Annotated in this window: 18 protein-coding genes; 17 read left to right on the forward strand and 1 reads right to left on the reverse strand. The window is 28.1% G+C overall.

From position 1 onward, the window contains the following. The first annotated feature begins 1 nt into the window (after position 1). The 6 genes from nifU (at position 2) to BHW04_RS02860 (ending at position 6,995) form a co-directional block, all read left to right on the forward strand. Positions 2 to 445 carry a Fe-S cluster assembly scaffold protein NifU gene (gene nifU, locus BHW04_RS02835; RefSeq protein WP_022211359.1) on the forward strand — a complete coding sequence of 148 codons (444 nt, stop codon included), beginning with the start codon at positions 2 to 4 and terminating at the stop codon, positions 443 to 445. Positions 446 to 463: 18 nt separating this feature from the next. Continuing rightward, a complete protein-coding gene (gene mnmA / locus BHW04_RS02840) occupies positions 464 to 1,546 on the forward strand; it encodes a tRNA 2-thiouridine(34) synthase MnmA (protein WP_302698809.1) in 1,083 nt (360 codons plus the stop codon). Positions 1,547 to 1,657: 111 nt separating this feature from the next. Further along, positions 1,658 to 4,171: a DEAD/DEAH box helicase family protein gene (locus tag BHW04_RS02845; RefSeq protein ID WP_302698810.1), complete on the forward strand. Its 2,514-nt coding sequence runs from the start codon at positions 1,658 to 1,660 to the stop codon at positions 4,169 to 4,171. A gap of 192 nt (positions 4,172 to 4,363) precedes the next feature. After that, positions 4,364 to 4,600 (forward strand): TIGR04540 family protein, encoded by a 237-nt coding sequence (locus BHW04_RS02850; RefSeq protein WP_022211362.1) that lies wholly within the window; start codon positions 4,364 to 4,366, stop codon positions 4,598 to 4,600. Between the two features lie 146 nt (positions 4,601 to 4,746). After that, positions 4,747 to 5,187, forward strand: a complete 441-nt coding sequence (locus tag BHW04_RS02855; protein WP_022211363.1) for a hypothetical protein — start codon at positions 4,747 to 4,749, stop codon at positions 5,185 to 5,187. 353 nt (positions 5,188 to 5,540) lie between these two features. After that, positions 5,541 to 6,995 (forward strand): nicotinate phosphoribosyltransferase, encoded by a 1,455-nt coding sequence (locus tag BHW04_RS02860; protein WP_302698813.1) that lies wholly within the window; start codon positions 5,541 to 5,543, stop codon positions 6,993 to 6,995. Between the two features lie 75 nt (positions 6,996 to 7,070). Here BHW04_RS02860 and BHW04_RS02865 read toward each other — a convergent pair whose 3' ends face one another. Further along, positions 7,071 to 7,595 carry a hypothetical protein gene (locus BHW04_RS02865; RefSeq protein WP_302698814.1) on the reverse strand — a complete coding sequence of 175 codons (525 nt, stop codon included), beginning with the start codon at positions 7,593 to 7,595 and terminating at the stop codon, positions 7,071 to 7,073. Between the two features lie 132 nt (positions 7,596 to 7,727). On the opposite strand from BHW04_RS02865, the gene BHW04_RS02870 reads away from it, so the two are divergent. The 11 genes from BHW04_RS02870 (at position 7,728) to mutT (ending at position 19,939) form a co-directional block, all read left to right on the forward strand. Beyond that, positions 7,728 to 11,936: a DUF445 family protein gene (locus BHW04_RS02870; protein WP_302698816.1), complete on the forward strand. Its 4,209-nt coding sequence runs from the start codon at positions 7,728 to 7,730 to the stop codon at positions 11,934 to 11,936. Positions 11,937 to 12,326: 390 nt separating this feature from the next. After that, positions 12,327 to 13,670, forward strand: coding sequence for an MATE family efflux transporter (locus BHW04_RS02875; RefSeq protein WP_302698817.1), 1,344 nt, complete (start codon positions 12,327 to 12,329; stop codon positions 13,668 to 13,670). A 500-nt stretch (positions 13,671 to 14,170) separates the two neighbouring features. Further along, positions 14,171 to 14,866 (forward strand): MgtC/SapB family protein, encoded by a 696-nt coding sequence (locus tag BHW04_RS02880; RefSeq protein ID WP_302698819.1) that lies wholly within the window; start codon positions 14,171 to 14,173, stop codon positions 14,864 to 14,866. 8 nt (positions 14,867 to 14,874) lie between these two features. Next, on the forward strand, positions 14,875 to 15,045 hold the full coding sequence (locus BHW04_RS12280) for a DUF6930 domain-containing protein (RefSeq protein ID WP_374047289.1): 171 nt from the start codon (positions 14,875 to 14,877) through the stop codon (positions 15,043 to 15,045). Positions 15,046 to 15,065: 20 nt separating this feature from the next. Continuing rightward, entirely contained in the window at positions 15,066 to 15,242 is a 177-nt protein-coding gene (locus BHW04_RS02885) for a hypothetical protein (protein WP_022166739.1), read from the forward strand. Positions 15,243 to 15,274: 32 nt separating this feature from the next. After that, positions 15,275 to 16,432 carry a flagellin lysine-N-methylase gene (gene fliB / locus BHW04_RS02890; RefSeq protein ID WP_022211369.1) on the forward strand — a complete coding sequence of 386 codons (1,158 nt, stop codon included), beginning with the start codon at positions 15,275 to 15,277 and terminating at the stop codon, positions 16,430 to 16,432. Positions 16,433 to 16,612: 180 nt separating this feature from the next. Next, positions 16,613 to 16,822, forward strand: coding sequence for a FeoA family protein (locus BHW04_RS02895; protein ID WP_022211370.1), 210 nt, complete (start codon positions 16,613 to 16,615; stop codon positions 16,820 to 16,822). A gap of 23 nt (positions 16,823 to 16,845) precedes the next feature. Beyond that, the gene (locus BHW04_RS02900; RefSeq protein ID WP_022211371.1) at positions 16,846 to 17,067 is read left to right on the forward strand and encodes a FeoA family protein; all 222 of its coding nucleotides are present in this window, start codon (positions 16,846 to 16,848) and stop codon (positions 17,065 to 17,067) included. Between the two features lie 87 nt (positions 17,068 to 17,154). Then, the gene (gene feoB, locus BHW04_RS02905; protein ID WP_302698822.1) at positions 17,155 to 19,299 is read left to right on the forward strand and encodes a ferrous iron transport protein B; all 2,145 of its coding nucleotides are present in this window, start codon (positions 17,155 to 17,157) and stop codon (positions 19,297 to 19,299) included. A 32-nt stretch (positions 19,300 to 19,331) separates the two neighbouring features. Then, complete coding sequence (locus BHW04_RS02910; protein ID WP_022211373.1) at positions 19,332 to 19,469, forward strand: FeoB-associated Cys-rich membrane protein; 138 nt, start codon at positions 19,332 to 19,334, stop codon at positions 19,467 to 19,469. An 86-nt stretch (positions 19,470 to 19,555) separates the two neighbouring features. Beyond that, on the forward strand, positions 19,556 to 19,939 hold the full coding sequence (gene mutT, locus BHW04_RS02915) for an 8-oxo-dGTP diphosphatase MutT (protein ID WP_022166745.1): 384 nt from the start codon (positions 19,556 to 19,558) through the stop codon (positions 19,937 to 19,939). The last annotated feature ends 156 nt before the right edge of the window (positions 19,940 to 20,095 follow it).

Here is a 20,095-nt window from a genome sequence, read left to right on the forward strand (position 1 = left end):
TATGATATATAGTGATAAAGTAATGGATCATTTTAAAAACCCAAGAAATGTAGGAGAAATAGACGACGCTAACGGAGTTGGAGAAGTTGGAAATGCTAAGTGCGGAGATATAATGAAAGTTTATTTAAAAGTTGAAGATAACATAATCAAAGATGTTAAGTTCCAAACTTTTGGATGTGGATCAGCTATAGCATCATCTTCAATGGCTACAGAATTAATTAAAGGAAAGACATTAGAAGAAGCATGGGAATTATCAAATAAAGCAGTTGCAGAGGCTTTAGATGGACTTCCACCAGTAAAAATGCACTGTTCAGTATTAGCAGAAGAAGCTATACATAAAGCAATCAATGACTATAGAAAAAATCAAGGGTTAAGCTTAGAAGGTTGGGAATTTGAAGAAACTGATCACGATGAATTACACGATGCAGTGCATGGACACGAATAAGATTTAAGGTGTGATTAGATGAAAAAGAAGAAAAAGGTAGTTATAGGTATGAGTGGCGGAGTTGATAGCTCCGTTGCTGCTTACCTTTTAAAGGAGCAAGGATATGATGTAATTGGTGTAACAATGCAAATATGGCAAGAAGATAAAGATTACACAGAAAGAGAAGGTGGTTGTTGTTCCCTTTCAGCAGTTGATGATGCAAGAAGAGTTGCTAATAAAATAGGAATACCTTTCTATGTAATGAATTTTAGAGATTCATTTAAAGAAAAGGTAATAGATTATTTTGTGCAAGAATACATAGATGGAAAGACACCTAATCCATGTATAGCATGTAATAAGCATTTAAAATTCGATGAGCTTTTAAGAAAAGCTAGAGGAATTGGGGCTGATTATGTTGCTACAGGTCATTATGCTAAGATAGAAGAAAGATATGGAAGACATCTTCTGATTCGTTCAGATGATGATAGAAAAGATCAAACATATGCATTGTACAACTTTACTCAAGATCAATTAGCACATACTCTAATGCCATGTGGAGAATACACAAAGGATAGAATTAGAGAAATAGCTAAGGAAATTGGCTTATCTGTATATAATAAAAAAGATAGTGAAGAAATATGTTTTATTCCAGACAATGATCATGGAAGATATATTAAAGAAGTTAGACCATTAGAAGTAGTTCCAGGAAACTTTGTTGATAAGAATGGAAATGTTCTAGGACAACATAAAGGTATAGTATATTACACTATAGGTCAAAGAAAAGGTCTAGGAATAGCTCTTGGAAGACCAGTATTCGTTACAGATATTAATCCAATGACTAATGAAATAGTTTTAGGACCAGAAACTGATATATTTAAGACAGATTTAGTTGCTAAGGATGTAAACTTTATTCCTTTTGATAAATTAGAAGGAGAAATTACAGTAGAAGCTAAAGTTAGATATTCAGGAAGGCCTGCTGAAGCTGTTATATCTCCAATGGAAGATGGTAAAGTTAAAGTAAGCTTCAAGGAAAAACAAAGAGCAATAACTAAGGGTCAATCAGTTGTATTCTATCAAGGAAACATTGTTGTTGGTGGTGGAATAATTGAAGGACTTGCATAAATTTAAAATTAACCATTAAAAAGAAACTCAAAGATTTGAGTTTCTTTTTCTATATCTATTTGATAGAATTTATTTAGTATGAGAAAAATAACAATAGATTAGAGAGTAATGATGAAAGAATTATTGGACCAATTAAAAGAATTAATTATAAATAAAGAATATAGTAAAATAAAATTGATGTTAGAGATAACAGATAAATATATTAAAGGAAAGCTTTTTGAGGAGTTTTTGGCCATGCTTTTTCAGGGGAATGGTTTTATAGCTACCATAAAAGGTGGAGCTTTTGATGGTGGAGCAGATATACTTTTATCTTATCCTAGCAATCCTAATAAGATAGTTTGGATTGTACAGGCTAAGAACTATCTTAATCCATTGAATAATAGTGATATTATTGCTGAACTTAAAAAGTTTGAGAAAAAAGCTAGCAAAGAATATAACTGTAGACAGTTTATGATAATATCGCTTAATGGATATATAGAAAATATAAGGCTATTTAATAAGATTAATATGTCTTTAGAGGATTTTAAATTCCTACAAGTTTTAATAGATAACTATAGTGAGGAGCAAAATAGGGACATACTTTTGCCAGATTTAAAGCCTCATAATAGATATACATATAAGGAAGTTAAGGCTATATTAGAAAATGAAAAAAGAGTTGCTGTTTCTAATGCAACAGGAACAGGAAAAAGTTTTATTATACTGCAAATGTTATTTGACTATTTAGATAGAAAATCTATTCTCATAGCACCAAGTAAGGAAATTATCATGCAATTAAAAAATATAGCTCCATGGTGTGTTAAAAGTTGCAAGTTTTATACATATAGCAAGTTAGCAGCTATGGATAGAAGTGGTAAGTTAAATGATATTAATGTAGAGTTGATATTATTAGATGAATTGCATAGAGCTGGTGCAGAAACTTGGGGAAAAGCTGTAAAGAAAATAATAGATAAAAATAAAGAAACTTCTATTGTAGGTTTTTCAGCTACACCTATAAGGTTTTTAGATAATAATAGGGATATGATTGAAGAGCTTCTACAGGGTAATTGTGTTACGCCACTTAGTCTTTCAGATGCCATTGTAAGAAAAGTATTGCCTAATCCAGTTTATGTTTCAGCAATTTATAATCTTGATAAAGAGATAAAAAAACGTATGGAACAAATGGAAGAAGAAATAATCACTAAAGAAGATAAAAAAATATATATAAAAGAGCTTGAAGAATATAAAAAGATATGGCAAAAGGAAAATAATATTCCAAACATAATAAAAAAGCATTTGCCTTATGGATATAACATTAAGTTTATCGTATTTTGTGAAAATAATTTTCATTTAATAAAAATGATACCAAAGGTAAATGATTGGTTTAAAAAGGCTTTTCCTATTTGTAAAAATATTAAAAGTTATACTATAACATCTCAAAGTAATAATGTAAAAAATACAATAAATGATTTTCAGGAAGATAATAATCAGCATGAAATAAAGCTACTATTTGCTATAAGTAAGTTAAATGAAGGGCTTCATTTAAAGAATATCAGTGGCATAATGATGCTTAGAAATACCAGATCACCAGTTGTGTATTATCAGCAGTTAGGAAGATGCCTCACTTCTGAAAATGTTGATAATCATCCAATAATATTTGATTTTGTAGATAATATTGATAATCTAGAATTGATTAATTTTAAACGTGATTTAATGAAAAGTGCAGAGGAAAATAATAAATACAGAGCTTCATTGGGGTTATGTGAAGAGCGAATTAATTTTGCCTTATATGAAGAGCATGAAGATGTCATAAGTAAATTTAGAAATATTGAAAAAAAGATTACTTATAATTGGTATGATAATTTTAATTATCTAGTGAAATTCTATGAAGTAAATGGTCATATAGAAGTACCTAAAGATAAAGCAAATGAGAGACTTTATAAATGGTGCGCTCTACAAAGAAGCTTATATAATAAACAAGTTCTTAATGAGGAATTTGTACAGTGTTTAGAAGCAATAGATTTTAAATGGGATTTAAGGCTTGAGAAATGGAAAGAGAATTTAAAGTCGTATCATAATATATTAGAGAGTAAATACCATAGTAATATATTATATTATGAAATAGTCAATGAGAGTTATTACATACCTATTTATCAATTTGAAGGATTATCTATGGAAGAGGAAAAAATAATCAAATGGTTTTATAGGCAGATAAATATATTTAAGAAGGATGAAATGGAAGAAAGTAAAAAGAATATTTTCATCAGTGAGTTACGGAACATTGAAAAGTATGTAGAGAATAAGTGGCTTAAATCCATATGGAAGATAAAAAGCTTTTATAACTTTATGAAAAATGAATATAAAATTGATTGTAATAAATTTAAAATTGCTCCTGAAAAAGATGAATTAAAAGAGCAAATTTGTTTAGAATTTAATAATAAGAGTATTATTGAAAATACAATTGATAAAAATTTACCTAAATCATCAGTAAGAAGCAAGGTTAATTTAAAAGAAAAGGAAGAAATGCATTTTGTTGCAGCATTTATTAAAGAAAATATGTATTTAGAGAGTATGGAAGGCTATATAGATCATTTAAACTATATTTATTATAAAAAGTTATTGGAAGTTTTAAATAATGTACCATCGTAGTAATTGAGGGTACAATAGCAGCATTTTGTGGCAATAATTCTTCATAATGAAGAAAAGGTTAAAAATAGTAAAATATATTAAAGTATACAGGCCATGAGAAAGTAAAGTAAATATTTTTTATTGCAATAACTTGAAATTTAAAGTAAAATCATTATGTTTAATAAATTTTACTTTATGTTTAAGGAGAAAAGCATGAGAGCAGTATATAGAAATCCAAAAGAATTAGCTTCAAAAATAAAAGATTTAGTAGATACTTATTTAGAAGATATGATAACTGAAGAAAAATTTGAAGAAACTATCATGGCTATGATAGAGAGAAATGAAGATAGAGTATATAAAAATGGTTTTATGCCATCTAAGTTAATCAGTGTTATAGGTGAAGAAAGAAAAGCTATAATAGACAAAGTATATGAAAAAATGAATAAATAATATTTTTGAAGAACAGAGGAATATCTGTTCTTTTTTTATAAATTTAACTATTAATTAGTATAATCATATAAATTTTAAAAATAGTTACAAAAAATATAAACAAAATTTCTTTCCTGCATAAATATATGTTATAAGGGGGATTTATTATGGGGCAGGAAAAGAAAATAAAAGACTTTAAATTTTTATGTTTAAAAAATGATTATTTTAAAATAGGTATAAGAGAAGAGAGATTGAGAAATGATATTTTGTTAGTAAAGTTTGATGATGATACCACCATCTGTAGAATGTATATGAACAATACCCATGCATATGTTCAGTTCCCTTATAATAAGACAATGTTAAATGAAATAAGGTGCAATACATGGACACTAGATAATATAGGAAGGGGTAGTGGTATCTTTCTTAAAAGCCAAAGAGATGGTAAGAGTTTTAGAGAAGTATTAAAATGGTATGACGTGAATAACAAAGGATATGATTATACAATTCATGATTCAAGAAAAGATATGATATCGAAAGAAGAATATGATAAAAAGAGGAAGCTATATATTCGCAAGCATCCATTATCCAATACAAGTTATGCAGTATAAAATAAAAAAAGCAGCACATAGCTATCTTGGATATATTAATGATACACAAATATTGTCAAACTAGTGTAAAGACGCATAATGATGCTTTTTTACGTAGGAATATTAAAAAATAGAATCCTTAGGGCAGAGTATGTCTAAGGATTTTTTGTTTATTAAAAATGTTAAGAGTATATTTAATGTTTAAAGGTTATTCTAGAATATGTATATAGCAAAGCTTGCTAAAATGTTAAAAAAATAAATCTATTTAGACATTGACTAATTATGTAAATAATAATAATATGTTAATATAAATAAAAGTTAGCAATATTATCTGCTGATGGAGGTGAATTTTCCTTTTATTATAAGGAAAAAGGATGGAGAGTATGGATTTAAAAAACGAAAGAAATTTAAGTATGTTAGTGGATTTCTATGAACTGACAATGTCTAATGGATATTATGAAAATGGATATGCTGATTCAGTGGTATATTGTGATATGTTCTTTAGAAAAAATCCTGATGGAGCAAGTTTTTCAATTGTAGCAGGTTTACAACAGTTTATAGAGTATATTAAAAACTTAAGCTTTTCAGATTCTGATATTGAATATTTAAGACAAAAGAATATATTTAATGAAGAGTTTTTGAAATACTTAAGAGATTTCAAGTTTAGTGGAGATATTTATGCAATTCCAGAAGGAACTGTAGTATTTCCTAATGAGCCACTTGTTACAGTGAGAGCAAAGGTAATGGAAGCACAATTTATTGAAACAATGCTATTATTATCAATCAATCATCAAAGTCTTATAGCTACTAAAGCCAATAGAGTTGTTACAGCAGCTAATGGCAGAGTGGTAATGGATCTTGGAGCAAGAAGAGGTCAAGGGGCAGATGCAGCTATATTAGGAGCTAGAGCGGCTATAATAGGAGGCGTGAGTGCAACAGCAACTACTATAACAGGAAAAGATTTTGGGGTAGATATAGTGGGTACAATGGCTCACTCATGGGTACAGTTCTTTGGTGATGAATATAAAGCATTTGAAGCTTATGCAAAGACTTATCCAGATAACTGTATACTTCTTGTTGATACATACAGCGTTCTTAAGTCAGGAATTCCTAATGCTATAAGGATAGCTAAAGAAATATTAGAACCAATGGGTAAAAGACTAAAAGGTATAAGACTTGATAGTGGAGATTTATCATATTTATCGAAGAAAGCGAGAAAAATGCTTGATGAAAATGGATTAAGAGATTGTAAGATACTAGCTTCTAATAGCTTAGATGAATTTATCATCAGAGATCTTGTAAGCCAAGATGCTAAGATAGATATTTATGGTGTAGGTGAAAGACTGATTACAGCCAAATCAGAACCGGTATTTGGTGGAGTTTATAAGCTGATGGCTGTAGAGGAAAATGGTGAAATAGTACCAAGAATTAAACTTTCAGAAAATGTAGAAAAGGTAACTAATCCTGGTTATAAACAAGTATGGAGATTGTTTGATAAGGAAAGTAATAAGGCAATTGCAGATGTTATTACTTTAGCAGATGAAGTGATAGATGACAGTAGAGAATATGAAATATTTGATCCTGTACATACTTGGAAGAAGAAGCTTGTAGATAATTTCTATGCTAAAAAGCTTCAAGTTCCTGTATTTATAAATGGAGAATGTGTCTATGAAAGCCCAGCAGTGTTAGATATTAAAGCTTATTGTAGAGAAAGTGTAAACAGTTTATGGGATGAGCAAAAGAGGTTTACTAATCCACAAGAGTATTATGTAGATTTATCATCAGAACTTTGGAATTTAAAAAATGAAATGATTAACAAATATAGCTAAAAGTAATTAATAATTTTGAACCTGCATGATTTTTTATGCAGGTTCAAATTGTTTTATTATATGGAAAAATTAAATTCAGATAGTTTTTTTATTATAGATAACTAATCTATGATAGTTTTCTATATACTCTGAAATTGCTTTATTTATTACATCATCTTCATTTAAGTCAGGATGCTTTTTTAAAAAAATATTTAAGGTATCGATTATAGAATCTTTTAAAACTATTTTTTTCTGTGATGAGGAAGTAGTTGGTAGTGTAGGGTTATTATTTTGATGATTTTGCTTATGATTTTGCAAATCGCAATTAATGTTTCTAGTTATTGTTTCCAGCTCAAATATTCTCATTTCTAAGGCATATAGCCTATCAGCAGGGGAAGAGGGTTGGGCCATAGAAGTTTTGGGAGATTTCAATACTTCTTTATGCTTTAAAAAGTTTTTTCCATTGAAGGTGTAATCATATTTTCCCATTAGAGATTTAATGGAACTTTTCTTTATGCCTAAAAGAGTGCTTATTTCATTTAAGCTGATTTTTTTATTTAATTCTAAAATATAATTTACTTTTTTAACTTCACTTAAACTATTAAATTTAATTTTATCCATAATTCACCTCGCAAAATAAAATAAAGTATATAAATATTATACCATAAAATGGAAAATGGATAATAATTTTGTGGATAAATTTTCTTTGTAGTATAATATAGTAATTAACAGTAATAAAAGGAGAGAAAAACATTGATAAATCCATTACTTTTAATACTCCAAAGTATTTCAGGGGGAGTGGCAGGATATATTACCAATAAATATGCTGTAAATATGCTTTTTAAGGAATACACTCCATTAAAGCTGGGAGGAGTAGTTAAGAAAAATAAAGAAAAATTTATAGATGAAATAAGTACTCTAGTAGAAAAAGATATTATTAATGGAAAGACATTAAAAGAACATATACATGGTGAAGAGTTTAAGAAACAGTTAGATGTAACTGTAGAAGAGTTTTGGAATAGCGGCCTTAAAGAAGCATTTAATGATGTGAAAATAAAAGATATTTCATATTTTGAAGAAAGTAAAAAAAGCATCATGGAGTTTACAGAAGCTAAAATGAAACTTATATCAGATAAACTATTAAAAAATATAGTAGATAATATAGAAATAACAGAAATTTTATCAGCAAAGCATATAGTTTATATAACAGATATTGTTTATGAAGAAATTTTAAAATACATAAAGTCTGATGATAAAGTTTCTATATTATTAAAGAATATTTATCATCAAAATAATAATTTGATATTAAAAGATATAATTAATGAAGATGTGAAAATAAAGATAGAATCTATCATAGAAGAACTTATTATAAATTCATTAGAAAATATATTTGATGATGAAGAAAAACTTTTAAATATACTGGGAAAGATATATGAAGCCATTGATATAGATGAAATAATCAATAGTTTATTTAAGACAATAGCTTCTAACACATTAAATGATTATTTTTCTCCAGTAGAAAAAAAACAAATATCTTCAGCTTTATTTGCTAAGGGATGCACCTTTATAAATTCAGATAAAGGTACTGATAGTTTAAAGAATATTTTAAATGAAATAATAAAAATAGCAAAAGAATTAGATTTTACATTATACGAATTATTGCCAGAAGAATCAGCTATTAACCTTTCAAGGTTTATCGAGGAAATTACCATTAAAGTTATACCAAGCATATCACAATGGATTAGATTTAATAAGAATGAAGTTAATGAAATTATTGAAGAATCTATAGATGAATCCATTGAAGGAATGGATGGTAGTATTAAAAGGATAATAGTGCAAAAAGTTAGGGAGAGTCTTTTTAGTGATATCTCAGAAAAAGCCAGTGTGGTAGATAAGATTATTTCTTATATAGATGAATATGAAATGAACGAAGAATCAGTAAAGAAGATATCACAAGAGATAATAACTTATTTAAAGAGTAATAAGGTGAAAGATATAATAGGTAAGCTTGAAGAAGCAAATATTATATCTGAAAGCAAAATAATGGCACTAAGTAAGCTTATTATGGAAAAGATTAATATTCATGGTGAAAAAATATTAAGCCTATTAGTTGAAGCAGTATTCTCTAAGAAAATTAGTTCTCTAATTAATGAAGAGAACATTGGTTTATTAAAAATAAAGGTGAAAGAGCAGCTTATTTTATTGATTTGTAATGAACGAAAAGAAATATTAAAATTCTTACAGCTAAAAGTAGTTAATATTATTAATGATAAAATTAATGAAGCAATAAATATGCCTGTGAAAAATCTTTTATCAGAAAAGGAATTTACAAAGTTATCAGAGAAAGCTAATAGGTCATTATTACATCTGCTAAAGGATAGCAAGAGAGAGATACTAGAACCTATAAATAGAATAATAATAAGCAAGGTTAGAGAGATAGATCTGATAAAGATAGCAGAGAGCGAAAAGGAACTATTAGGAAGTTCAATGATTAATTTAATAGTAACTCTTGAAGAAGAAATGATAACAAGATATTCTGAAAATACTTTAGATGAATTTATAGAGGATATATGTAATAAAGATAAATTAATATTGGTTTCAAAGGAAAAGTTATACAATTATATAGATAATAATATTGAAGAAATTCTTGATGGCAATATAAAGAATATCATTTATGATAATTTGATAAAGTTTAATGAAGATGAAATATGTGAGCTTGCTCAATCATTTATGGGAAATGAACTTAAGCCATTATCAGTATTTGGGGGCATTTTAGGGATTGTTGTTGGAGGAATTTATGGGTTGTTTTATGGAACAACCTCTATAAGTGGATTTTCAGGGAGTGTGGCTTCTACAATAATATCTTGCATTATCATGGCAATGATAGGTGTAGGCACTAATGTTATAGCTTTAAAAATGTTATTTTATCCATATAAAAGAAATAAGTTTTTAGCTAAAATACCATTTTTAAGGAAGTTTTCTTTAGGATATATTCCATCACATAAGGATACAATGGCAAGAGGAATAGGTCATGTTATTGATGAAGAACTGTTAAACGGTGAGAGAGTAAAAATGCTATTAACCTCTAAAAAAGATATGTTTAAGGGATATCTTATTAGCAGTATATCAGAAAGTAATTACAAAGTAATCATGGATGCTATAAGAGAAAAGAAAGAGATTATAGTAGATTATTTATACGATGGAATGAAAAAAAATATAGAAAATAATAAAAAGAAAATAGCATATAAATCAGTGGAAGGTATAGGAAGTATAAATGTTGGGAAAATTTTAAAGTCAAGGTATATATCTAAAATTGTCCTTGATGCTAGAAAGTTAACAGTAATTTTTTCAGAGAAAACAGCAGATTATTTGGCTAATAAAATGAAATCTGATAAAAAATGCAAAGAATTTATCAAAGAAGAACAACTTATTAAAATAAGAGAAGATATTAATAATAGCTTAAAAAAAGTTTTATTAAATAATGGTAAAAGTATATTAAATGAAGAAAAGATTCAAAAGATGATATTTAAAGGCGAAGATAAATATCAAACTATAATTAATAACAATTTAAGTGGGCTTATCTCTAGTGAAAAAATTGAGAGTTTAAGAAAATATATTAAAGATAAATCTATGTTATTGATATTCAATGAAAGCAAGAATTATCTTGAAAAGGGAGTTTCAGAATTTTTAGAAAAAGAAATTAATGGTGATAATACCATTGGAAATGTATTTGCTGGAAAGATAGCAGAATATATTGATAGTAATATACCTAAGCTAAGTAGATATATTATTAGCAAAGGTGAAAGTTATTTAAAAGCTAATAAAAGTAAATTTAGTGAAAAGGTAAGGGGAGAAATTACCTCAGGGCTTAATTTCCTTGAAAGAGGAGCTTATGTAATGTTTGGCGGAGATGATATAGTAAATAGGTGTATAGATACAATAATAGATATTAAAGTACCAATATTTTTAGATAATAAATACTTAGAAATTACATCATTAGTTCAAAGTACATTATCATATTCTATTTATCCTACACCAATAAAGAGTTTACAGCTTAAGGCAAAAGAAATAAATTATAGTAAAATATTAGATAGCATTTATATAAGCCTTAATAAATCTATCTATATAAAAGAAGAGATTGAAGAGGTTATTGATGAGTCTATCAACATAATATTAAGTGAAAATCTTAAAGAGTTTCTATTGATACTAGATTTAGATTCTTTAAAAGATATCTGTTACAAATTTAATAGAGAGTTAAATAATATTATAAAGTTAAGTAATGATAATTTAGTAAAAAATCTAGAGGCTATTGTTAAGTGCTTAGATGAAATAATAGATGAAGGGTTTATACAGTCTATTAAAGAAACATCCATAAATAAAGTAATGCTAGCATTAGAAAGAAAAGATGTAGTAGAGTGTACTGAAGCAATATTGAATATAGTTGTTAATAATGAAGAGTTTGCAACGCTTATTGAAAAAATAGCAAATGAATTTTATGAAGATGTAGTTAAAAGAGTATCCTTTAATGCTATTATTGATGAAGAGTATTCTAAAGAATGTGTAGAAGAATATATTGAAGCTGCTTTTAATAGTAAAAGCTTTAATGAAGTTAATAAGGAAATAATCAATCTAATCTGTGAAGAAATAATTAATGACGGATTCAGCTTTATAAAAGAGGATACAAAAGATGATGTTATCTGTAGAGCTATTGAAGCAGTTTTAAATGTTACATTTAATAACACTAGTAAACTTTTAAAAGCTGTAAATATAAAGCAAATAACTATGGAGCAGATAGCAATAATGGAACCTAAAGAAATACACATTATGTTTAATGGCTTTGCTGGTGATTTCTTTAAAAAATTATATTTATATGGAAGTTTTGGTGCTATCTTTGGCATTAATTTATGGTTTTCAATTGTCTGGGGAATAATAGAAGAAATTAATAATAGAAGAGTAGCGTAGAGTAATATTTGGGAACATTTTCTTTTGGTGAAGATGTTCCTTTTTATTTAAAATTATATTGACAATATTAAAGGTAAAGAGTATATTATAAATGTAAATAATAGTAAAAAGTTTATTTTGTTAGCTATTCTTGGGGAAAACTGTTTTTTTATGGTCCGTAGATTTTAGCAAGGTGTATTGCTTTGTTAGTTTACGGATTTATTTTATTTAACTTTATTATTAATGGCTTTTATAAAATAAATATATAATAGAGAAAAAAATGAAAGTAAATGTAATAACTTTTAATGACAGTGAAAAAATAATTAAAAAGAATTGATAAAAATAATTAATAGATTTATGTAAAGTATGTTATTATATATGCTGGTGAAAAAATAAAAAGGAGATGGGTAAATGACAAATGATATGACAACTGGAAATCCAGTGAAGCTGATATTGCTATTTTCAATTCCACTTTTAATAGGAAATATATTTCAGCAGTTTTATAATATGGTTGATACTATAATTGTTGGAAGATTTATAGGAGTTGAAGCATTAGCAGCAGTAGGAACAACAAGTTCTATGGTATTTTTGGTAAATGGATTTGTAATGGGGCTTACAAGTGGATTTGCAGTGCTTATTTCGCAAAAATATGGTGCTAAAGATGAAGTAGGAGTTAAGGAAGCTGTTGCTAGTTCAATTATTTTATCAATAATAGCAACTATACTTGTTACTTTTATAAGCGTACTTTCGGCAAAGCCTCTATTAACTCTTATGAATACACCTTCAAATATACTGAAGGATGCCTCAACATACATAATTATTTTATATGCAGGAAATATAGCTATTATATTCTACAATATGATGGCAGCTATATTAAGAGCTCTAGGTGATAGTAAAACGCCTTTATATTTCCTTATAGTATCTTCAGTACTTAATATAATTCTAGATTTAGTTCTTATTATAAACTTCAAAATGGGAGTTGCAGGAGCTGCTTATGCTACAGTAATATCTCAAGGGGTTTCAGCGATTTTATGTGTAATTTATACATATAAAAGATATAAAATATTAAGGCTTAAAAAAGATGATTTTAAAGTTAAGAAAAAATATTACAGAAAACATTTAAAAGTAGGTATACCTATGGCTCTACAGTTTTCGATAACATCTATAGGAATAATGACAGTACAAAGTGCTATAAATATATTTGGTTCTACAGTAATAGCTTCTTATGCAGCTTCTTCAAAAGTATTACAATTAGTTATGCAACCAGCTACTACTTTAGGTGTAACAATGGCAACTTATTGTGGACAAAATATAGGAGCAAAAAGATATGATCGTATTAAAGAAGGAGTTAAGAAATGTGTACAAATATCTATAATTACAAGCGTGATTTCAGCTATAATACTTATTTTCTTAGGAAAATACTTTGTAATGATGTTTGTTAGCAATCCAGATGCAGAGATATTATCTTATGCACAACAGGTTTTAAATATTTCAGCAATTTTCTTTATTCCACTAGGGTTAATATTTGTTTATAGAAATGCACTGCAAGGAATAGGAGATTCATTTATTCCAATGATGGCTGGAGTTTATGAACTTGTTGCTAGAGCTATTGTAGCCTTTACATTACCTAAGGTTTTAGAATTTATGGGAATATGTTTGGCAGATCCTGTTGCTTGGTTTGCAGCAGTAATTCCACTAGCTTATACTTACTATAAAAGAGAAAAAAGTTTTAAGTATGAAAGTGAAAAAATTTAATAAAATAATATGGAAAATATTTACAATGAGTGTTTATAGTAGTATAATGTTAATATAGATAAGAAAAAGGAGTCACAAAAGATGTTTTGCGACTCCTTTTTGTCTATAAACATTTAACCATATATGTGTGAAAAGGGAGGGATGCTTGGCGATGATAATATCGAATGATATAGAGTCTTTTATGAAGACTAATGGAAAGGAGGAATGCTCAAACATTAATATTGTCCGTAAAGAAACAGGAGTTTCTTGGCACCATAGTTATATAAAGAACTATGAAGCAGCCCAGAGGGAGATGATCCAATTATCTAATCTACTGAAAAGGAGATGGTAATTAAATTTATATAGATATGGTTAAATTTTAATACTTGAAAATAATAAAATGGATAGATAGGGAAAGGAGTAGAAAAAAATCTACTCCTTTTGGTTTATATTATAAATAGCATCTCCATATAATAAGAGTATAAAATGAAAAACTTAAGAAAAAAAAGGGGGGAAGAAAGATGTTAAAAGAAATCATAGAAAGTGTAAGTATAAAGGTAGTTTTAGAAATTATTTTTAAGACTTTTCTTTGTGTAGTGCTTGTAGGAGCAATTGGATATAATCGAGAAAAGAAAGGTATGGTTGTAGGAATAAGAACCCATGTACTTGTAGGTATGGTTGGGCTTTTAATTCAAATAACCTCCCTTGAATATTATCGTATTAATGGAGGAAATAATGATGTATTTAGATTGGCAGGACAATATATATCAGGCATAGGCTTTCTTGGTGCAGGTACGATACTTAAGGATAAACGAAGTGTAAAAGGTTTAACTACTGCTGCTTCAATATGTCTTGCAGCATGTATAGGGCTAGCGGTAGGATCAGGTGTATACTTAGGAGCGGTTATAATAACTGTAGTATCATACATTTTTTTAACTGATATATTTAGATTAAAAAAAATAATGTCAATAAAGAGAAATTCTTATGTTTTTATTGAAGTTGAATTAACAGGTGATACAGTTGTATCTATGGAAAAAGTAAGAGATGGTTTAAAAATTGCAGGAGTTTGCATTGTTTCAATAGAAACAAGAAAAGTGTCCATAGATAAAGCAAAAATAATCTTAAAGCTCAATGTAGATGATGAAGTAGATATTAATGATATTTTATCTGAAATTACTTATATTGATGAAGTTAGTAAAGTTGAATTTATTGGATAAAATATTTACTGGATGTATCATGCAAATATGTTAGACCTAAGGAAGTAGTAGTAAGAAATTCATTTATTGAAAGTATTTTATATGATATTTGCCAAGAATGTGATATTATATTGATTAATGCTGATCTACTAAATGCAACAAATGAATTTGTATATGGTATGGCAAGATTTAAAATATAAGAAGAAAAGGAGAAATAAAAATGAGTGAAAATAACAATGTAAGATTAGGATTAATTGAATTATATAAGAATAAGGTAAGATTTTTGAATTTTACTGATGTGGAAATTAATGAAAAACATGAAAGTAAATTCTTATCAGATGAAGAGTATGAAATATTAATAAACTTCTATAATGAATATAAAAGTGAAAATAAATAATTAAATTATAAATTATAAATGAGGAATAAGAAATGAAAATTAGAGTTCCAGAATACTTTAAGGATTTTAAATGTATAGCATCAAAATGTGAAGATACATGCTGTGCAGGATGGGGAATAGTAATAGATGATGTTACATATGACCGTTATAAAAATGTGCAAGGTAAATTTGGAGAAAGACTAAGAAGTGAAATAGTTCATGAAGCAGGAGAAAATATATTTGTACTTAAAGGAAATAATTGTCCATTTTTAAATAAAGAAAAGACTTGTGATATATATATAAATATTGGTGAAGAAAACCTGTGTTATACATGTCAGCAATACCCTAGATATACAGAAGAGTTTGGTTCTCTAAGAGAAATAGGAATATCACTTTCGTGTCCGGAAGCAGCTAGAATAATGCTTAATAATGATAAAAAAGTAACCTTTGAATTAAGTGAAAATGAAGAAGTAGTGAGTTCATATAATGATATAAACGCACAGCTTTTTATAGAATTACTTCAAAGCAGAAATATAGTTATGGATATGCTACAGGACAGGGATATTGATTTAAGAAAAAGAGTTGCTTTGGCACTTTTATTTGTTGATGAAATTCAAGAAAAAATAGATGAAAGTGAAATTAAGGAAATAAAGTATGTAAGAGAAAAGTATTCAGATAAGTTCTTTCTAGAAGAACTGTTAGAAAAATTGGAAGAATACAAAGATAATGAAGGTATAAAATACGATAATATACAGGAGTACTTCAATGTCTTTAGAGATTTAAAGCATATAACACCCAATGATCCCTTAGGTCTTAATGATGCCTTAAGATATTTTTGGCAAGCTGATGAAGATGAGGAATTATATATATTAAAACATAAGCAATTTGTAGAGTATTATGAAGATAAAATATATAAATTTGAAAATATCTTAGTTTACTTTGTCTTTAGATACTTTATGAAAGCTGTCTTTGATTATGATGCATTGGCTAAAATAAAGACTGCCATTATAAGTTATATGATGATAAGGGAATTAGCAGTGGTGAGATATATAGAAAATAATGAGTTCACTGATGAAGACATGGTAGATATAGCTCATACATACTCTAAAGATATTGAACATTTAGAAGAAAATATAGAAGCTTTAGCAGAACTTTTTGAAACGAATGAAGTTTTTGATATAGAAGAAATGGTAATGGCTTTAATGAATTAAAATTTACTTAAGTACTTGCTTTTGGCAAGTACTTATTTTTTGATAAAAACAATATATTTAAATATGTGTATAAAAAAAGAGAAAATTAAGATAAGTATTGACATGTTATAGAAATAGGTATATACTAATAATATAGTAAATGAAAATGATTATCAATGTTAAGGAAGAGGATGATTAAAGATGCCTTTATCAATGGTTAAGAAAGGTGAAGCTAATATAATAAAAAAAATTGGTGGTAAAGAGGACACTAAAAAATTTTTAGGTAATATAGGGTTTGTTGTAGGTGCTGCAGTTACAGTTATATCTGAAATAAAAGGTAACATGATTGTGGAAGTTAAGAATTCAAGAGTAGCAATTGGTAAGGATATGGCTAATAAAATTATAGTATAAATTTAAAGATAGAAGGGATAAATATGACAAGTTTAAGAGATATAGCGTGTGGAAATACTGTAAAAGTTAAAAGAATAGTTGGTGCAGGACCAGTAAAGAGACGTATTATGGATATGGGAATTACAAAAGGTATAGATATATATATAAGAAAGGTAGCACCTTTAGGAGATCCTATTGAAGTTACAGTAAGGGGATATGAACTGTCACTTCGTAAAGCAGATGCAGAAATGATTGAAGTTGAATAATTTTTATAAATAATTAATGATAATTATTTTAGTTGTTAATTGAAATATTTTGAAATAGTTATATATTAGAAAGAAGTGATTGATAAAATGACAATAAAAATTGCATTGGCTGGTAATCCTAATTGTGGTAAAACAACACTCTTTAATAGTTTGACAGGTTCTAATCAATTTGTAGGTAATTGGCCAGGGGTAACTGTAGAAAAAAAAGAAGGAAAATTAAAAGGGGATAAAGATGTTAGTATAATAGATTTACCAGGTATTTATTCATTATCTCCATATACTTTAGAAGAAGTTGTAACAAGAAATTATTTAATTAAAGAACGGCCTAATGTAATTTTAAATATTATAGATGGAACTAATCTTGAGAGAAATTTATATTTAACTACACAACTAATGGAACTTGGTATTCCTGTGGTGGTAGCAGTAAATATGATGGATATTATAGAAAAAAACGGAGACAAGCTGAATACGAAGAATTTATCTAAGGAGCTTGGATGTACAGTAGTTGAAATTTCAGCGTTAAAGGGAACAGGTGTTATGGAAGCAGCTAATAAAGCTGTAGAAGTTGCTAAAAGTGGTGTACTTCAAATTCCAAAACATAAATTTGCAGGATGCGTTGAACATGCATTAGCACATATTGAAGAGGCAGTGATTCATAATTTGCCAGAAGAGCAGCAACGTTGGTATGCCATTAAGATATTTGAGCGTGATGAAAAAGTTATTGAACAATTAAAAATAGCAGAAAAAATAGCTACTCATGTGGAAGAAGATATTAAAAGATGTGAAGATGAAATGGATGATGATGCAGAAAGTATAATTACTAATGAAAGATATGTATATATTTCATCTATTATAGAAGATTGTTTTGTAAGAAGGAATAAAGGTGGACATACTGTTTCAGATAAGATTGATGAAATAGTAACTAATAGATGGTTAGCACTTCCTATTTTTGCAGTAGTAATGTTTATAGTTTATTATGTTTCAGTTACAACAGTAGGTTCAATTTTAACAGATTGGACAAATGATACGTTGTTTGGTGAATGGATTATTCCAGCAGTACAAAATGGCTTAGATGCTATAAGTTGTGCACCGTGGCTATCAGGACTTATAGTTGATGGTATTATTAGTGGGGTAGGAGCAGTACTGGGTTTTGTACCGCAAATGCTTGTATTATTTGCTTTCTTAGCTTTCCTTGAGTCTTGTGGATATATGGCGAGAATAGCTTTTATCATGGATAGAATCTTCCGTAAGTTTGGACTTTCTGGAAAATCATTTATTCCAATGCTTATTGGAACAGGATGTGGAGTTCCAGGAATAATGGCTTCTAGAACAATTGAAAATGATAGAGATCGTAAAATGACCATTATGACTACAACATTTATTCCATGTAGTGCTAAGCTACCTATTATTGCTTTAATTGCAGGAGCATTATTTAATGGAGCCTCATGGGTAGCACCAAGTGCTTATTTTATAGGAGTAGTAGCAATTATTTGTTCAGGAATAATATTGAAGAAAACAAAAATCTTTGTTGGAGAACCAGCTCCATTTGTTATTGAATTACCAGCATATCATATGCCAACAGTTTCGAATATATTAAGAAGTATGTGGGAACGTGGTTCATCGTTTATTAAAAAAGCTGGAACAGTAATTTTACTTTCTACAATATTTATTTGGTTTTCTGAAAATTTTGGTTTTGCTGATGGTGGATTTGGTATGGTAGATAATATGAATGATAGTATTTTAGCAGCTATAGGGGGTATTTTAGCACCGCTATTTAAACCTTTAGGTTGGGGAGATTGGAAAGCTACTGTATCAGCAATTACAGGACTTATTGCTAAAGAAAATGTAGTTGGAACTTTTGGTATTCTTTATGGATTTGGTGAAGTTGCAGAAAATGGATCAGAAATTTGGGGTAGCTTGGCAGGTAGTATGACAGCATTGGCAGCATATTCATTCTTAATATTTAATCTTTTATGTGCACCATGTTTTGCAGCTATGGGAGCTATTAAGAGAGAAATGAATAATGCTAAATGGTTTTGGTTTGCCATTGGTTATCAAACATTGTTAGCATATTGTGCATCATTATGTGTTTACCAAATAGGTATGTTATTTACTGATGGAATATTTGGTATAGGTACAGTAGCAGCAATTATTATAATAGCTATATTCTTATATTTGTTCTTTAGACCATATAAAGAAAGTGAAAATTTAACTGTAAATTTAAAGGCATAGTAAATCTTTAAATATAATATGGAGGGATTCATATGGGAACTGTTATAGTAGGAATTGCCTTACTAGTAGTAGTAAGCTTAATTGTTAGAAAAATGATTAAAGATAAAAAACAAGGTAAATCCATTCAATGTGGTTGTGATTGCAAACATTGTGGTGGACATTGTCATTAATTAATAAAGCCTCAGCAAATGCCGAGGCTTTTTCTTATGCACTAAATAATATATAATAAATTAAAACTACAAAGGAGAATTAGATTATGATTGATGTAGTAGCTGCTGTAATAGTGAAGGATAATAAGTTTTTAATAACAAGAAGAGCGCCTAAGTTAAAGCTTGAAGGAATGTGGGAATTTCCAGGTGGAAAAGTAGAGCAAGGGGAAACGCCAGAAGAAGCTCTAAAAAGAGAACTGGTGGAAGAATTAAAAATTGAAACTGAAATAGGTAATTACATAGAGACAAGTATCTATGAATATCCTAATGTAACAGTAAAGCTTATGGCGTATTTTGCCACAGTGATTTCAGGAGAAATAAAGCTAAGTGTCCATGATGAAGCAAAATGGATAAGTATATCTGAAGTAGAAAACTTTAAATTTGCACCGGCAGATATACCTTTTATAGAAAAATTAAAGGAAGTTTTATGATAAAGTAATAAGAAAGAGGTTATTAAAGAAATTAGTAAAGCACCTATAAATAGGTGCTTTTTTTAAAGTACAGGAAAGTATAAAATTTTCGATGGCTGAAAGTTAGATGTTATCTAGCTTTCAGCCTTTAAATATGTTAAATTTATTAATTATAAA

The sequence above is a fragment of the Clostridium sp. 29_15 genome (assembly GCF_001916075.1).
Lineage (GTDB): Bacteria > Bacillota > Clostridia > Clostridiales > Clostridiaceae > Clostridium > Clostridium lentum.

Bases quoted from the DNA above. Each gene is read 5' to 3' on its own strand.
- BHW04_RS02845 (WP_302698810.1), top strand. From the start codon at position 1,658: ATGAAAGAATTATTGGACCAATTAAAAGAATTAATTATAAATAAAGAA.
- BHW04_RS02865 (WP_302698814.1), bottom strand. From the start codon at position 7,595: ATGGATAAAATTAAATTTAATAGTTTAAGTGAAGTTAAAAAAGTAAAT.
- BHW04_RS02875 (WP_302698817.1), top strand. From the start codon at position 12,327: ATGACAAATGATATGACAACTGGAAATCCAGTGAAGCTGATATTGCTA.
- BHW04_RS02850 (WP_022211362.1), top strand. From the start codon at position 4,364: ATGAGAGCAGTATATAGAAATCCAAAAGAATTAGCTTCAAAAATAAAA.
- BHW04_RS02900 (WP_022211371.1), top strand. From the start codon at position 16,846: ATGACAAGTTTAAGAGATATAGCGTGTGGAAATACTGTAAAAGTTAAA.
- BHW04_RS02855 (WP_022211363.1), top strand. From the start codon at position 4,747: ATGGGGCAGGAAAAGAAAATAAAAGACTTTAAATTTTTATGTTTAAAA.
- feoB (WP_302698822.1), top strand. From the start codon at position 17,155: ATGACAATAAAAATTGCATTGGCTGGTAATCCTAATTGTGGTAAAACA.
- BHW04_RS02885 (WP_022166739.1), top strand. From the start codon at position 15,066: ATGAGTGAAAATAACAATGTAAGATTAGGATTAATTGAATTATATAAG.
- fliB (WP_022211369.1), top strand. From the start codon at position 15,275: ATGAAAATTAGAGTTCCAGAATACTTTAAGGATTTTAAATGTATAGCA.
- nifU (WP_022211359.1), top strand. From the start codon at position 2: ATGATATATAGTGATAAAGTAATGGATCATTTTAAAAACCCAAGAAAT.
- BHW04_RS02860 (WP_302698813.1), top strand. From the start codon at position 5,541: ATGGAGAGTATGGATTTAAAAAACGAAAGAAATTTAAGTATGTTAGTG.
- mutT (WP_022166745.1), top strand. From the start codon at position 19,556: ATGATTGATGTAGTAGCTGCTGTAATAGTGAAGGATAATAAGTTTTTA.
- BHW04_RS02910 (WP_022211373.1), top strand. From the start codon at position 19,332: ATGGGAACTGTTATAGTAGGAATTGCCTTACTAGTAGTAGTAAGCTTA.
- mnmA (WP_302698809.1), top strand. From the start codon at position 464: ATGAAAAAGAAGAAAAAGGTAGTTATAGGTATGAGTGGCGGAGTTGAT.
- BHW04_RS02880 (WP_302698819.1), top strand. From the start codon at position 14,171: ATGTTAAAAGAAATCATAGAAAGTGTAAGTATAAAGGTAGTTTTAGAA.
- BHW04_RS02895 (WP_022211370.1), top strand. From the start codon at position 16,613: ATGCCTTTATCAATGGTTAAGAAAGGTGAAGCTAATATAATAAAAAAA.